The organism is Cellulosilyticum ruminicola JCM 14822, assembly GCF_001311925.1.
In the GTDB taxonomy this organism is placed as follows: domain Bacteria; phylum Bacillota; class Clostridia; order Lachnospirales; family Cellulosilyticaceae; genus Cellulosilyticum; species Cellulosilyticum ruminicola.
In genome coordinates this window covers 37405-54120 of sequence record NZ_BBCG01000021.1, presented here as the reverse complement: position 1 = coordinate 54120, position 16716 = coordinate 37405, and the positions used below count along the sequence as shown (strand labels likewise).

The window sequence follows — 16716 nt, the reverse complement described above, 5'->3', positions numbered from 1 at the left end:
TTTTAAGAAAAAATGTAAAATCAATAAAAGTCAATATAGCCTCAAGTTTAGTAAGGGTTTCAATTCGTAAAATTCGTCTAAAGTAATTAAAGATTGTTGCCGATACATATTTAACAGTTTACTCCTTTCGATGTGGATTATTTGCTTAAAATGTATATCGAATCGGGGGAGGCTGTTTTTTATATGCAATATAAACATTGTAAAATCAAGGGATAAAAATTATGAAATTATCTCAAATAAAATAAAAAATATTTTTAAATATAAAAGAAGGAAAATTACAAAAGACGTCGAATATATATAATATACCCAGTTACTTTAGAAGAAGTAAAAGCAGTATTTAAGCAACAGGGAGCCACTGGGTTACACTTACAGCATTGTAGATAGATAGGTAAGTGATGGCGAGTGGTTGAAAGGAGAGATACATATGAAATACAATATTATCGGAAAAAATATTGAAGTTACAGATGCATTAGAAAGTGCAGTTGTAGAAAAATTAGAAAAACTTGATAAATACTTTAATGATAGTGTTGAAGCCCAAGTAACTCTTATTGTAGAAAAACTTAGTCATATTATTGAAATTACAATTCCATTTAATGGAACTGTATTAAGAGCTGAAGTAGAAGGCAAAAATATGTATAACATTATGGATGATGCAGTAGCTGTTATCGAGAAACAAGTTAACAAATTCAAACATAAATTAAAAAATAAACATAGAAATGGTATTAGCCAATTTACACCAGACTTCCTTCGTGAAGAAGTAGAAGAAAATGATTCTGCAGAACTTAAAATTAATCGTAAAAAGAAATTTGCAATCAAACCAATGGATGCAGAAGAAGCTGTACTTCAAATGGAACTTGTAGGACACAATTTCTTCGTATACTTAGATGCAGAGACAGAAGAAGTAAATGTAGTTTACAAGAGAAAAAATGGTACATACGGATTAATCGAGCCAGTGCTTGATGAAGAATAAGAAATGTAAGGCTGTAGCATAAAAGTGCTACAGCCTTTTTTGATGTCCTAAAATATAAAAAATATCATTTAAGCAAATTGGCTATTATAAAGGTTTGCATAAAGACCGCTTTCGGCAAGCAATTCTTCATGTGTACCTTTTTCTATAATAGTGCCTTGCTTCATAACTAAAATCATATCCGCATTTTTGATTGTAGAGAGTCTATGGGCAATGACGAAACTAGTGCGCCCTTCCATAAGACGATTCATAGCCTTTTGAATATGTCCTTCTGTACGTGTATCTACATTGCTAGTAGCTTCATCTAAGATAAGGATAGTAGGATTAGCTAATATGGCACGGGCAATTGTGAGGAGCTGCTTTTGCCCTTGTGAGATATTAGAACCTTCTTCGTTAATTAAAGTATCATAACCATCTGGCAATGTTTCAATAAACTGATCCGCAAAAGCAGCTTTAGCAGCTGCTTTGATTTCTTCTAAACTAGCATTTTCTTTGGAGTAACCAATATTATCTTTGATGCTGCCTTTAAAGAGCCAAGTATCTTGAAGTACCATACCAAATAGGTTACGTAAATCACCACGTCTAAGTTTAGTAATATCTATACCATCTATATTAATGCTGCCATCTTGAATTTCATAAAAGCGCATGAGTAGATTAATAAGGGTGGTTTTACCTGCTCCAGTAGGTCCTACTACAGCTACTGTTTGTCCAGCATGAGCTATGAAAGAAATGTTTTGCATAAGTGGTTTATTTGGATCATAGCCAAATTTAACATGATCGAAGCTAACTTGTCCTTTAGGATTTGAGATAGAGTCAGGAGCGACCTCTTCAGGAACTTCATTTTCTGCATCGAGTATTTCAAAGACACGTTCAGCAGAAGCTACAGTTGATTGAAGAATGTTGGCGATGTTAGCAACTTGATTAATAGGTTGCATAAATTGTCTTGTATATTGGATAAAGGCTTGGATATCCCCTACAGAAATCTTGCCACTTATAACATATTGTCCCCCAAGTACAGCAATGAAAACATAACCTAAATTACTTGCAAGGCTCATAATAGGCATAATAAGTCCTGAAACAAATTGGGCTTTGACACTGACTTCATAAAGAGAGTCGTTAAGTTCAGTGAATTTACGCATGCTTTGATTTTCTTGATTAAAGGCTTTGATAACTGTATGCCCTGTATAAGCTTCTTCCACATGTCCATTAAGAAGTCCTAGCTGTGTTTGCTGGTTTAAAAAGTAGCTTTGAGAACGTTTGATAATAGGACGGCTTAATACAGCGCCTAATGGTAAAGTAATGAGTACGATTAAAGTAAGCACAGGATTAATAGTGAGCATCATTACAATAACGCCAATAATAGTAATAACGGAAGTAATAATCTGTGTTAAGCTTTGTTGCAGTGTGGTACTAATATTATCAATATCATTGGTAACACGGCTTAGTAAATCTCCTGTAGAATGTCCGTCAATATATTTAAGTGGCAGTTTACTAAGTTTGTGATCTACTTCTTTTCTTAAATTAAACACGGTTTGTTGGGCTACATCCGCCATAACGTATTGGGCAAAGTAAGAGAAAAGTGCACTTAAAATATAAAAGGCAGTAAGCCAAAGCAAGGTGTTTATAATGCTATTAAAATCAAAGGTACCAGTAGCTACACCTGCAAAAAGGAATGTTGTCACACGTCCTACGAATTTAGGTGCAATAACTGAAAAGATTGTACTAATAATATTTAAAAGAATAACTGCAAAAAGTTGTTTGCTTTTAGGGCCAAGATAGCTTAAAAGACGTAATAAGGAGCCCTTAAAATCTTTAGCTTTAGCAACGCTGCCATGAGATTTATTACCAGACTTCATCATAAGGCATGACCTCCTTCTAGCTCTTTTTTAGAAAGTTGAGATTCTGCAATCTCTCTATAAGTCTTACAATTTTTAAGAAGTTCTTTATGTGTTCCCTTGCCAACAATTGTATGATCATCTAGGACTAAAATGGTATTAGCATGCATAATAGAGGTAATACGTTGCCCAACAATGATTACAGCAGAATTGGTTACATCAGCAGCAAGAGCTTTGCGAAGCTGTGAGTCTGTTTTGAAGTCAAGGGCAGAAAAGCTATCGTCAAAAAGATAAAACTCTGCATTTTTCATAAGGGCTCTTGCAATAGCAAGGCGTTGCCTTTGACCACCAGATACATTGGTACCACCTTGAGTAATAGGACTATGGGTGCCTTCTGGCATACTTGAGACAAAGTCGATACCTTGAGCAGTTGTTAATGCTTTAGTCAATTCATCTTCTGTAGCATTTTCTTTACCAAAAGCTAAATTACTTGCGACAGAGCCGCTAAATAAGAAATTCTTTTGAGGCACATAGCCTATTTTTTTTCTTAAATCTGTAAGAGAATAGTCTTTAATATCTAAGCTATCTATTAAAATGCGCCCAGAGGTAATATCATAAAACCTAGGAATTAGATTAAGGAGTGTACTTTTACCTGAACCAGTTCCACCAATAATGGCTAAAGTTTCACCAGGACCTACATCAAAAGAAATATGACTTAAAATAGGTTTTTGGCTTCCAGGGTAAGTAAAGGAAACATCTTCAAAACGAAGATGGGCGCGAGTAAGTGATGAAGGCGTAGAGATATCAGAAGGAGCTACCTTGTCTGTTATGCTGTTTAAAATACCTAGAACTTCAGAGATACGATTAGCAGAAGCTAAGGCTCTTGGAATGAGTACAAAAATCATGGTGAGCATAACAAGGGAAAACATAATCTGCATGACATATTGAATAAAAGCTATAAGGGAACCTACTTCTAATAAGCCATTGCTGACTTTCCTGCTACCAAACCATAAAATAGCTACAGTTGTGAGGTTTAAGACAATCATAATACCAGGCATTAAGATTGCCATAAGTTTATTAACACCAATGGCATTATTGGTTAAGTCAAGGCTGGCTTCTTTAAAGCGTTCTTCTTCATATTTGGTTTTATTAAAGGCACGAATAACGCGGATACCAGTTAGGTTTTCACGTAAAATTAAGTTTACTTTATCAAGTTTTGTTTGAATTTGATTATAAAGGGGCACTGTCTTGCGGCCTATGACAAAGATAACAAGAGCTAAAACGGGCACAGAGACAAGAAGTGTAAGAGATAAACTGGCGTTTGTAGAAATAGCCATTACAATGCCGCCTATAGCCATAAGTGGTGCGATAATCATAAGCCTTAAGGACATAACGACTAACTGCTGCACTTGATATACATCATTGGTAGTCCTTGTAATAAGTGAAGAAGTACCGAGATTATTAAATTCACCTAAAGAGAAGCTTTCTATCTTTTCAAAAAGAGCATGTCTAAGATCTCTGCCTACGGACATGGCTACTTTAGATGAGGTATACATTGCGCCCATTCCTACAGCAGAAGTGAGAATTGCTGCAAAAATCATATAGACACCGATACGTAAGATATAATTCATATTGCCAGCAGTGATGCCGTTATCAATAATATTAGACAAGAACCTAGGCAAAGAGAGGTTACCGATTGTTTGACATAAAAGTAGTAAGCAAGTTATGACAATAAGTACGGTATAGGGTTTAAGAAAATGTAAGAGTTTACGCAAAGAGGTCACCACCTATTAAATATGAGTTAAATAATTTTAATTTACATAGGAATTATTTTTGCCATATTTAATAGGAATATCCATAATATATAGAAATAAGGAGCCTGTTATGTTATAAAAAGTAGCATGTTCCAAAAACTATCTGAAACAATTGAAAAATAATAGAATTTTAAATATAATAGAATGGCTATAATTGGCTAGGTAGTCAGGTTGTAAAAATGTATAATATTTGGTATACTTAGAGCTAACATTTATTATAAATTTACAACATTTTTATAATATAAATTTAGAGCTAAACAGAGCTAGGCATAAATGCATTTAAATATATAAAAGAGGGTGAAAAATTTGAAACTAATCGATAGAATTTTTGGGACTCACTCAGAAAGAGAACTCAAAAGAATTGAACCAATCGTACAAAAAGTTGAGTCTTATGATGAAGCCATGACAAAACTTACAGATGCACAGCTTCAAGCAAAAACACAAGAATTCAAAAATCGTCTTGCAAATGGTGAAACATTAGATGATATTCTACCAGAAGCTTACGCTGTATGTAGAGAAGGTGCATGGCGTGTGCTTGGTAAAAAACATTTCCGCGTACAAATTATGGGTGGTATTGTGCTGCATAATGGGCGTATTGCAGAGATGAGAACAGGGGAAGGTAAAACTTTAACAGAAACATTGCCAGTTTACCTTAACGCACTTTCAGGCAATGGTGTACACGTAGTAACAGTTAATGATTATCTTGCACAACGTGATGCTGAGGAAATGGGTGAACTCTATAGATGGCTTGGACTTACAGTTGGTTGTATCTTAAGCCAAATGGATAATGCAACAAGAAGAGAAGCCTACAACTGCGATATTACTTATGGTACAAATAATGAGTTTGGTTTTGATTACCTTCGTGATAATATGGTGCTTTATGCTGAAGAAATGGTACAAAGAGAACTTTCATATGCTGTAATCGATGAGGTTGATTCTGTTCTTATTGATGAGGCGCGTACACCTCTTATTATTTCAGGACAAGGGTCTAAATCAACTCATCTGTACAAAGCAGCAGATATTTTTGCTCGCCGTTTAACAAAAGGTAGACTTCTTGGGGAAGAAACAGCTATGTCTACATTAATGCGTGAAGAAATCGAAGAAGAGGGCGATTACGTAGTAGATGAAAAACAAAAAACTGTTACTTTAACACAAGATGGTATTAGAAAAGCAGAACAATACTTTGGACTTGAAAACTTAGCTGATCCAGAAAATATGGAAATCCAACACCATATTAATATTGCACTTAAAGCACATAGCTTAATGCACAGAGAAAAAGATTATATCGTAGATGAAAAAGGTGAAATCGTAATCGTAGATGAATTCACAGGTCGTTTAATGGATGGACGTCGTTATTCTGATGGTCTCCACCAAGCGATTGAAGCTAAAGAAGGCGTAGAAGTACGTAAAGAAAGTCAAACACTTGCAACAATTACTTTCCAAAACTACTTCAACAAATATGCTAAAAAAGCAGGTATGACAGGTACAGCTCAAACAGAAGAGTCTGAGTTTAGAGATATTTATGGAATGGATGTTATCGTAATTCCTACAAATAGACCAGTTCAACGTATTGACCATGCAGATGTGGTATACAAAACAGAAGCTGCTAAATTCAAAGCTGTTATTGAAGATATCAAAGAATCTAATGCAAAAGGACAACCAGTATTAGTTGGTACAGTTACAATTGATACATCAGAACTTTTAAGTAAATTACTTAAAAGAGAAGGTGTAAAACACCAAGTACTTAATGCGAAATACCATGCACAAGAAGCTGAAATTATCGCACTTGCAGGTAAAAAAGGTGCAGTAACAATTGCTACAAACATGGCTGGTCGTGGTACTGATATTAAACTTGAAGAAGGCGTACAAGAATTAGGCGGTCTTAAAATCATTGGTACAGAACGTCATGAATCAAGACGTATCGATAATCAGCTTCGTGGACGTTCAGGACGTCAAGGAGACCCAGGGGAATCAAGATTCTATCTTGCACTTGAAGATGACTTAATGAGACTCTTTACACCTGAAAGTACACTTAAAATGTTCGATGCAATTGGTCTTCCAGATGATGAACCAATTGAACATAGAATACTTACAAAAGCTATTGAAAGAGCTCAAACAAAAGTTGAAGGAAATAACTACGGTGTACGTAAACACTTGCTAGAATACGATAAAATCATGAATGAACAAAGAGAAATCATTTATGGTGAACGTTACAAAGTTCTTAAAAATGAAAATCTTGGTGGCAAAATTAGAGATATGGCAAAAGAAGTTATCTCTAATGTAGTAGACAATGCAACTAATGGTATTGAATACGCTGAAGAATGGAATTTAACAAGTATGATGGAACATCTTCGTTCAATCATTCCAATTGAAAATATAAGTTATACAAAAGAAGAACAAGAAAGACTTACAGTAGAAAAATTAAAAGAAGATTTAAATGCGGCAGCAGATAAAATCTATGATGAAAAAGAAGCAGAATTTGGCGATGAACTTCGTGAAATTGAACGTGTAATCCTTCTTAAAGTAATCGATCAAAAATGGATGGATCATTTAGATAATATGGATCAAATGAAACAAGGTATTAATCTTCAAGCATATGGTCAAAGAGATCCACTTGTAGAATATCGTTTCTTAAGTTTTGATATCTTCGAAGAAATGGTACACAACATTCAAGAAGAAACAGTTAAAGCACTTTACCATATTAGAAAAGTAAGTGATAAAGAACTTAAGCGTGAAAGAGTTGCAGAGCCAGTAGCTATAAACCATACAGATGAAAGCTTAGGAGCAAAACCAGTCGTTAAAAAAGAAAAAATCGGCAGAATGATGATTGTCCATGTGGCAGTGGTAAAAAATACAAAGACTGCTGTGGTAAATAAATAGAAGAAATAATGAGAGTCTAAGCTTGAGACTCTCATTATTTTTTTATGACTAATTATAGTATGGAAGTAATATCTTCCGATGAAGTGGTATAGAAATGTAGTGAAGCTAGGGTAGCGAGTGATGAATCTAGTATAACATGTATTAAAGTGGGGTATAGGATGTATTTTAAGTAATTGTGAGATTGTGTTTTTAGTTATATTATGCAATGGTGTTTATGCATGTTGTATAGAAAATAGAACATGTTTTGTGAACAAGATAGAAAAATAAATAAAAATCATAAATATGGACGGGTAGTACGTATACTAATAGTAAATTATAGGAAAAGGTGGTATTGAGATTGGAGGTATATTTTATGCAAGAAATTAAAAACTTATTTGAGAGAATTTTTGCACCTTGGCAAATTACTATTGAAGATAAAGAGTTATTTGTGGGTAACAGAAGGACTATTGCAGATTGTAATAATTGGCGTATTAAGTGGGTTGTAGGGAATAATGATAAAGGAAATTATTTAGAGTATTATGCAATTAATTCAACAAGGGGTCATTTACATGGGCGTATTTATGAAAATGGAAAAGAAGAAAAGTTAGAGGTACTCAAAGAATACATAGTGTATTCACCAACAATTCCTGGAGATCGTGAGAAAAGTGCACAGGAATTTGAAATCTATAATAAAAGACTTATTAAGTATTTAGAGGAGAAGGGACTTTTTTAAAAGTCTGCTTTCAAAGAATAAATGAGGTCACATGGAATGGGTGACCTCATTTATTCTTTGAGATAATAATGCCGCATGGTACTATAAGATTTCTTAGGAAGTTATCCAAGGAATTTGATATATTACCACTTAATAGGGTGAGGAATCGCTAAAGTATGACAGATAACATAAAACGGTATATAAATAAACATTCAATGTATGAAGGTTATTATTTATAAGGTCTTATGTTACAAACTTAGTATGAGATAAAACTCTAAAACTCATACAAGGAAAAATTTGAGTGACATAAAAATAAAAAACTTGTAAAAAAATAAAAAAGTACTTGCATTATGACAAGTAACAGGATATAATATATATGTGCTTGAAGCACGGAATGAAAATGAATAATATGGCGGAATAGCTCAGTTGGCTAGAGCACACGGTTCATACCCGTGGTGTCGGGGGTTCAAATCCCTCTTCCGCTACTATATGGTCGCTTAGCTCAGCTGGGAGAGCACCTGCCTTACAAGCAGGGGGTCATAGGTTCGAGCCCTATAGCGACCACTTTAAGAAGGTCCTGTCAAATGACAGGGCCTTTTGTTATGTTATAATTTTTTTTCAAAAATGAATAGAGATAAAAATGGAATTTGATATATGATAAAATTACATAAAGATATAAAAAGAATTTTATATAAAATATAAAATTTAAATTTGGTGTTTATTATGAAAAGGTTTAGAAATTGAAATAAAAAAACAATAAATTTAATAAATATTAAATATAATTATAAAAAGTGTTTTGAATTATAAAAATTATTATATAATTTAAAGAAGTTAAATTATGAATTATATTAGCCAATAAATTAAAATAAGATGTAAAAGTTCTGTAGTTAAGTAGTGAAAATCGAAGCAAGCATAAATAAATTATGAAAGTAAGATTGACTTAAGGAGGAAATAGCATGAGCAAAAGTATGAGAAAAAAGTAGCAGGTGTACTTGGAACAGCAATGATTGTAGGGAGTATGCCACTTTCAGCAAGTGTAATAGATGAAAGAAGTGCAGAAAATACTGAGGCAATGTACATTAATAAAATAGTGGCTCAAACAACAAGTAGCAGCCAAATAGAAGTGCAAGAGGGAAAGGTAAAGGTATTTAACGCAAGTAAATTAGAAAAAGATAATGCTTTAAAATCAGACTTACAATGTGGAGAATTTGTTCTTAAAGCAACATCAGAGAAAACGGTTACAATTGATGATAATGAGCAAATGAGTGAATATCATCAAAGCTTAACAAAACGCGTTAAACTTGGAGGGGCAGGAGATAAAACATTCCGAAGCTTAGCGTTTAGTGTAGAGGGACCGGCTTATGTTACTTTATATGCCCTAAGTAGTGGTAATGATGATAGACCTATTTGCATTTATGATGCAGAAGGAAATGAAGTTGCTAGGATGATAGCCTTAGGTAGCTCAAATATTTCTGATAAGGACAAAAAACTTCCAGCTCAAACTGCTTCTTTAGAAGAAGGTGGTACATATTATATTTATTCTCCTAAGAGTGTCAATTTATATTATGCAAGTATTGTAGAAGGTGAAACAAAGGAAGTTACTACTGAAGGCATTGAAAAACCTGAAGTAGTGGAAATCATAAATAATGAAGTCGATAAGGCAAAAGTAGATGTAACAGTTGCGGGAAAAATTGCAGATAAAGTTACAGATAAACTGTGGGTTAAACTTTATGCAGATGAAAAGTTACAAGCTACTCAAGTAATAGATTCATTAGAAGATGGTAAGGCAACTGTAAGTTTTGAACCCGGTAAGAGCGGAGAATATACAGTAGTATGTGATGCCATTAGAGAAGGGGCAAAAGAAGCTATTTCAAGTGATGCAAAAACAGAAATGATTAAAATTCCTTTAGGTGAAATTAACTTTACGAATGTTAAAACCGGAAAAAATGCTTCTTTAAATGTAGATTGGGATGATGTAAGAAGTGCTGTTTCCTATAAAGTATATATTAAAGAAGAGGGCGGCGCAGACTATGAGTTAGTTGAAGAAACAGGAAAATCAACATGTAGTATTTTAAATCTTATACCGGGTACCAAATACAGTGTAAAAGTTGAAGCCTATAATCAAGATGGTGAAATGGTTGTTAAAGAAATAAACAAAATATTAGCCAATCAAGAAGAACGTTTTATGTCAGCTATAGTTGGCTCTGGGGCATCTGGATATATTGATGAAAACCCAGATGGTTCTGTGACAATAAGAGCTGTAGAAGTAGGAAATGGTTCTGGAGGTAAACTGGCAGATAGTGAAGATGGGTTCCTTTATTACTACACAGAAATTGATCCAAAAACAGAAAACTTTACGCTTACAGCAACTTTCCATGTAGATGATTCGGCTAAAAAAGATAATCAATCTGGATTTGGTGTAATGGCTATTGATTCGCTTAAAGCAGGTGATTCATCAGCGCGTTATTTTAATTCTGCAGGGGCCATGTTTAGAAAATATAGCCGCACTGTAGATGGGGCAGTAAGCAGCATTATGGGAGCACCAGGCGGATATTTTGTAACGGGTTATACAGGTAAGAATACAGTTTCAAGTAGTAGCAGAAAAACGATTGATACAGTACCGTTTGATTGGAATTTCAAAAAAGACTATAAGACCTATAATGAGGATGGTACAGTTAAAAATGCCAATCCACCTCGCTTTGAAGATGGAGAAGAATATACATTAACACTTAGAAAAAGCAATACAGGTTTCCATGCTTCTATGATTAATAATCAAACAGGTGAAAAATCAGATGAAGTGATTTGTTATGAACCAGATTTATTATTAAAACAAGAAAAAGACAAATATTATGTAGGCATATGTGCAAGTCGTAAGATTACTGTAACAGCTAAAGATATAAACTTTACAACAATTACTCCAGAAGAAGATGAACCAAAGCAAGAAAGACCTATGGCTTATAAAGAACCAGTATTTATGCTTAATAGTTCAACAACAAGTGGTACTTCAGATTTTGAAGTAGGGTTTAAATCAAATTATATAGGAAAAATTGATGTTTTAGATAGTGAAGGAAAAGTAGTTGCTAAAGATATTGCCATTGATCCAACAAAAGCGGATGCAAATGCATTTAGAGGTGTAACAAACTTAAAACTCCATAAAGGCCAAAATAAATTTACAGCAGTTTATACACCAGCTGTAAAAGAAGAACAAAATGGTTTGTTAGGAGAATATGAAGATTTAACATCTTATGAAGCTATTCAATGTGAATTTGAAATTAACTATAAAGCATTTGGGACAGAAGCCAATGCGATTTATGTTGCACCAAATGGAACATCAAATAATGAGGGCACTAAAGCAAGTCCTTTGGATCTTTTTACAGCTGTAAACTATGCTCAGCCAGGTCAAGAAATCGTTCTTTTAGGTGGTACATATAACTTGAATCAAACAATTACAGTAAATCGAGGGCATAATGGAACTATAGATAAACCAATTGTATTGATGTCTAGTCCAAATGAAAGAGCTGTTTTAGACTTTAAAGAATGCAACGGTGTAGGTATTGCATTAGCTGGCGATTACTGGCATGTATATGATATGGAGATTAAAAATGCAGGCGGAGTGGGTGTACATATTACTGGTAACTCAAATACAGTAGAAAAGTTAACTGTACATGATACTGGAAATACAGGTGTACAAATTAGTGGCAGTCACTTAGATGATAAAGTGTTATGGCCAAAGAATAACTTAGTTCAAAGCTGTGAAGTGTATAATAGCTGTGATGCACAAGCTAATGATGCAGATGGATTTGCAGCTAAACTTACAGTAGGTGAAGGGAATATATTCCGCTATTGTATTTCACATCATAATATTGATGATGGTTGGGATTTATACGCTAAGTCAACAACGGGCGTTATTGGTGAAGTGCTTATTGAAAAATGTGTCGCTTATGCAAATGGTAAGTTAACATATGGCAGTCTTAATGGTGAAGGTAATGGTTTTAAACTTGGTGGTGAAAGTATGCCAGTTGCCCATGTCTTAAGAGATAGTATTTCTTTTGGAAATGGTAAAAATGGTGTATTTAGTAACAGTAACCCAAGCTGTCTTGTAAACCATGTTATTTCATTTAATAATGGCGGTAAAAATCTTGAATTTAACACAAATGCAAGTAAAACAACATGGGGATTAAATAACTTTATTTCATATAAAGGTACACAAAATGATGCAATTAATTTAAGAGAACAAAGCAGTCTTGCAAGTACTACTAATTATTTAAATGGCGTAAATAATAAAGGGGATAAAGTAGAAGATAATTGGTTCACAAGTTTAGAAACAGTAATACCTACTATTGCAGCAGATGGTAGCATTGATATGGGCGATTACTTAAAACTTACATCTTATGCAGCAGAAGGTGTAGGAACAATCTTTACAGGAAATCCAAATCCAACAGTAATTACAATTGGAAATGAAATTGGCACTAATATATCAGGTGGCACAACTGGTTCTGAAAATACAAATAAACCAAATAGTTCAAGTGGCTCTAAAGGTTCAGGCAGTAAAGTGAGTGTTGTAACAAGTGACTACAACAAAGATATTGAAACAGCTATTAAAGAAAATAAAGCGCCTGTATTTACAGTAAATGCAGATCAAAAGATAGCACTTAATAAAGAAGCTGTAGTGAACTTAATTACAAATCGATTAGATGCAGCATTCAAAGCAGAAAAACTAACTTTTACAATGAATCAAACTTTATTAAATGAAGTAACTCATAAAGAAAAAGCTTTAACAGTCCAAGTAACAAATGCTAACGAAGCAGATTACAAAAATGTACAAGAAGCATTTAGTGAGGCAGATGCACTTAAACTTGTAGGAGATAGAAGTGTAAGTGCAGAAATTAAAGTAAATACTGATGAAGTAGTAACAAGTTTCACAGAACCTGCTATAGTAAGCTTTGATTTATCAAAAGTCTCAAACATTAATCCAAGCAGGCTAACACTTGTGCGATATGAAGTGAATAAAGAGGGCAAAGTAAGTACAGTGAAATTAGGCGGTAGTTATAATGCAGAGACAAAGATATTTACAGCTAGAGTAGCGAAAGCAGGTAATTATGTTTTGGTAGAAGCTAAGGAACTTCTTAAAATTAATATGACAATTGGAGATAAGACTTCCAATGTAAATGATCAGAGTGTTACAAATGACATTGCACCTCAAATTATTAATGGCAGTACCATGGTGCCAGTAAGATTTATAGCAGAGAAGCTTAACGCTGAGGTGAAATGGGATAGTAAGAAAAAACAAGTTCAAATTTATTTAGATGGACAAGTTGTTACAGTAAACAGTGAAGATGGCATGAAGATTAAAGATTCAAGAACATTAGTTCCTATTCGTTATATATCAGAGAAACTTGGTGCAAATGTTCTTTGGGTTGGAAGTAGTAAAGCAATTGAAATTGTAAAATAATTATAAAGGGCCAGGGTATATTAATGTACTCTGGCCTTTTGTTGGCTATGAAAATTGTGTTACAATGTGGAACGATAAAAAGAAAAAGAACTGAGATGAATTGAAAAATGTAATTGGTTTTAGAACAGTTAAAACTTGGGTGGGTGCAGCAGTAGCAATGGTCTTAGCTGAAATAATGGGACTTGCATTTAGTGCTTCAGCAGGGATTATCACTATATTAAGCATACAAGATACCAAAAGAGTTTCATGCCAAATTGCTATAAGAAGGCTTATCGCCACTGTAATCGCTTTAACTATAGGTACTGTTTTGTTTGAGGTAATAGACTTTCATGCTATTGTATTTCCTTTGTAGGCCCTAGCAAGATAACATCACACGCCTTTACATATCACTTAGTTAATATATAACTAACTAGCAGGTAATTCAATTGTGCTTACTGAAGTAATCTTTACATATCACTTAGTTAATATATAACAATCAAGCATACAATACAGCTAAGAACAATAACGTAAGCTTTACATATCACTTAGTTAATATATAACTTATAAGCCTACATACATTACTTGCATCACTTTTTCTCTTTACATATCACTTAGTTAATATATAACTTTAGGTGATAGCATAGAAAATGTATCTATACTATACTTTACATATCACTTAGTTAATATATAACTAGCTGGAAAGAATCACTTGGGAAGTTTCAATAAAATCACTTTACATATCACTTAGTTAATATATAACATGGAAACTGGTAACTATAGTCCGGTACAATTTTTAACTTTACATATCACTTAGTTAATATATAACCGTCCATGTGTTCCTTGCCAAATGTTTTACTTATATCTTTACATATCACTTAGTTAATATATAACGCATCTATAAGTGCATCCAAACTTACATATTTACTACTTTACATATCACTTAGTTAATATATAACTTACATTTATTGCATTCAATACTATTACCCATACACAACTTTACATATCACTTAGTTAATATATAACGTAAATGTGTTTATTCCTACATAGTCCTCTGTAAAATCCTTTACATATCACTTAGTTAATATATAACTCATTTGTGCAAGTATATGGGGTTCGCTCCTACAAAGACTTTACATATCACTTAGTTAATATATAACGATAATTTAGACTTTGCAGAGGTTATGGATCAAGGAACTTTACATATCACTTAGTTAATATATAACTGTTATGAGTGCAATGAGTATTAGCATGAGTTATAACCACTTTACATATCACTTAGTTAATATATAACTATTAGCCATATTATCAAGCCACCCGTCAGTAGCCCTTCTTTACATATCACTTAGTTAATATATAACCCCACACATTAGGCCTTATCTATCAAAGCTTTTCTTTTGATATGTTGCTTCATTTTGCAGTGAACCTCCAATAGCGTTTTTATAATTCCACTATAAAACCCATTCTATCCCTTGTCCTACATACTGTTGTACTACTTTTTATAATCAATAGCCTCACTGCAATTTTTAATGTGATATGTCTAGCCACGTAATCTCTTGAGAATATTAGGCTAGAGTTTTTACCGTTTAGCGAGTGTCGTAGAATGTAGTTGCTATTAGCCTTACACTTTTAACCTACGCCCTCACTCTTGCCCCACTAAATCTGGACATAAAATAATTTATATTCTATTTTTATTTATCTACAATCACTTTATTACTTCTTGCAATATTAATAGCGGCATTATGATCTGCATTAATTTCAAACCCACACTCCTTACATAAGAAATGCTCTTGAGAAGGTCTATTTTCTCTATCAACATATCCACATTTACTACATGTCTGTGATGTATATGCTGGTTCTACATACTTAACCACTATGCCTTCTCTTTCAGCCTTATAACCTATCATATCTTGTAGTTCATAATAACTCCAATTTCTTAATAGCTTATTTTTAAATCCATCTTTTTCAAGTTTTTCTAAGTGAATAATTCCACATTTATTTCTAAAAGCAAAGTCGATAATTCTTTTTGATAAGGCATGATTATAATTTCTTACCCATTTTCTTTCACAATCTCTCATTCTATCTAATGCTTGTAATTTGTCCTTTCTTCCTTTTCCTCCTTTTACATTTTGAAGCTGTTGTTGTATACGTTTTCTTCTTTTATCAAATTGTATTCTTACCTTTAAAAATTCATCAATGCTACCAAAACTACGTCTTACATAAGTATTATCACTAACACAAGCATATGCTGGAAATTTAATCCCCAAATCTACGCCGAGCACTCTATTCTCCTGAAATTCTTTCTTAACTTTATCTGGAATCTCTAAAGTTAAATTTAATATGAGTTTCTTATCAATTTGAATTGAAGATGTACATACCTTATACTCACCATTAATAATTTTTTCTAGTGTATGCATCAGCTCTAAATAGTTTTTATCCTTTCTTCCTATTAGCACTTTAAAATAGATTTTATTTACCCATTTAATAATAATCTCATCACCATTGTAAGAAAACTTTAAATCTCTACCTCTAGTAATTAATGGAAATGTCCTTCTATAATTACGAATACTTCGTTCTCCTCTAGCTAATCCATTTTTTATATCTGCTTGCAAATCCTTTTTTACTTTTTGAGTAATCTGTGATTTACTGTCAATACCTGTCCCAAAATTTATATTTTGATAACACTCACACGTATTAGTTAACTTTTTCTTGGCCTCTTTAAATCGCTCTTTATCTCCACTCAAATATTCTTTTGCTAAAAATGACATTGCTCTATTTAACCCTAAATATTGAGCATATTGGCTATCTCTTAAAAACTTATATTGCTCATTTTTCTTGCTTTCATCATCACACAAAACCATAATCTTCAATTTACGTACTGCTATCATTTGCTATTTCACCCCCCTTATTTACATAGTTTTATTACCTATAATTCTACTCCTATTAGTGTTTTTCTACAACAAAAAAATGCCATATTTCGATAAGTCTAAATTATACATATATTATTACTTAATTACGAAACATAATACTAAAACTCATAGTCGTTAACTTAAGACTAAGTTTTTCCAGCAACAATAAGTTGGTCTAAATAACCTTCTATT

The 16716-nt window shown here is 33.1% G+C and carries 7 protein-coding genes, 2 tRNA genes, 1 pseudogene and 1 CRISPR repeat array; of the genes and pseudogenes, 7 read left to right on the top strand and 3 right to left on the bottom strand.

The window, feature by feature from the left end; genetic code table 11:
- The first annotated feature begins 424 nt into the window (after positions 1–424).
- Positions 425–970, top strand: coding sequence for a ribosome hibernation-promoting factor, HPF/YfiA family (gene hpf / locus JCM14822_RS09070; RefSeq protein ID WP_054741680.1), 546 nt, complete (start codon positions 425–427; stop codon positions 968–970).
- A 68-nt stretch (positions 971–1038) separates the two neighbouring features.
- On the opposite strand, the gene JCM14822_RS09065 is transcribed toward hpf, so the two are convergent.
- Together JCM14822_RS09065 and JCM14822_RS09060 are read right to left on the bottom strand one after the other, a co-directional pair.
- Positions 1039–2826 carry an ABC transporter ATP-binding protein gene (locus JCM14822_RS09065; RefSeq protein WP_054741678.1) on the bottom strand — a complete coding sequence of 596 codons (1788 nt, stop codon included), beginning with the start codon at positions 2824–2826 and terminating at the stop codon, positions 1039–1041.
- The gene (locus JCM14822_RS09060; protein ID WP_306307323.1) at positions 2823–4586 is read right to left on the bottom strand and encodes an ABC transporter ATP-binding protein; all 1764 of its coding nucleotides are present in this window, start codon (positions 4584–4586) and stop codon (positions 2823–2825) included. Before JCM14822_RS09060 ends, JCM14822_RS09065 begins: the two co-directional genes overlap by 4 nt.
- A gap of 336 nt (positions 4587–4922) precedes the next feature.
- Between JCM14822_RS09060 and secA the strand changes: the two are divergent.
- The 6 genes and pseudogenes from secA to JCM14822_RS09030 all read left to right on the top strand — a co-directional run bounded on the left by secA (position 4923) and on the right by JCM14822_RS09030 (position 13991).
- Positions 4923–7492 (top strand): annotated as a pseudogene (gene secA / locus JCM14822_RS09055) (preprotein translocase subunit SecA).
- Between the two features lie 356 nt (positions 7493–7848).
- Positions 7849–8208, top strand: a complete 360-nt coding sequence (locus tag JCM14822_RS09050; protein WP_054741674.1) for a hypothetical protein — start codon at positions 7849–7851, stop codon at positions 8206–8208.
- A 390-nt stretch (positions 8209–8598) separates the two neighbouring features.
- A tRNA-Met gene (locus tag JCM14822_RS09045) sits at positions 8599–8672 on the top strand.
- Positions 8673–8678: 6 nt separating this feature from the next.
- Positions 8679–8751, top strand: a tRNA-Val gene (locus JCM14822_RS09040).
- 439 nt (positions 8752–9190) lie between these two features.
- Entirely contained in the window at positions 9191–13639 is a 4449-nt protein-coding gene (locus JCM14822_RS09035; protein WP_054741672.1) for a stalk domain-containing protein, read from the top strand.
- Positions 13640–13739: 100 nt separating this feature from the next.
- Entirely contained in the window at positions 13740–13991 is a 252-nt protein-coding gene (locus tag JCM14822_RS09030; protein ID WP_054741671.1) for an aromatic acid exporter family protein, read from the top strand.
- A gap of 25 nt (positions 13992–14016) precedes the next feature.
- A CRISPR array of direct repeats spans positions 14017–14976; the repeat unit is 29 nt; unit sequence CTTTACATATCACTTAGTTAATATATAAC.
- 330 nt (positions 14977–15306) lie between these two features.
- On the opposite strand, the gene JCM14822_RS09025 is transcribed toward JCM14822_RS09030, so the two are convergent.
- Positions 15307–16503, bottom strand: a complete 1197-nt coding sequence (locus tag JCM14822_RS09025) for an RNA-guided endonuclease InsQ/TnpB family protein (protein WP_054741669.1) — start codon at positions 16501–16503, stop codon at positions 15307–15309.
- Positions 16504–16716 lie beyond the last annotated feature (213 nt).

What these genes read in the sequence shown, in the direction of transcription:
- JCM14822_RS09065 (WP_054741678.1), bottom strand. Translation starts at nt 2,826, where the DNA reads ATGATGAAGTCTGGTAATAAATCTCATGGCAGCGTTGCTAAAGCTAAA.
- hpf (WP_054741680.1), top strand. Translation starts at nt 425, where the DNA reads ATGAAATACAATATTATCGGAAAAAATATTGAAGTTACAGATGCATTA.
- JCM14822_RS09035 (WP_054741672.1), top strand. Translation starts at nt 9,191, where the DNA reads ATGATTGTAGGGAGTATGCCACTTTCAGCAAGTGTAATAGATGAAAGA.
- JCM14822_RS09050 (WP_054741674.1), top strand. Translation starts at nt 7,849, where the DNA reads ATGCAAGAAATTAAAAACTTATTTGAGAGAATTTTTGCACCTTGGCAA.
- JCM14822_RS09025 (WP_054741669.1), bottom strand. Translation starts at nt 16,503, where the DNA reads ATGATAGCAGTACGTAAATTGAAGATTATGGTTTTGTGTGATGATGAA.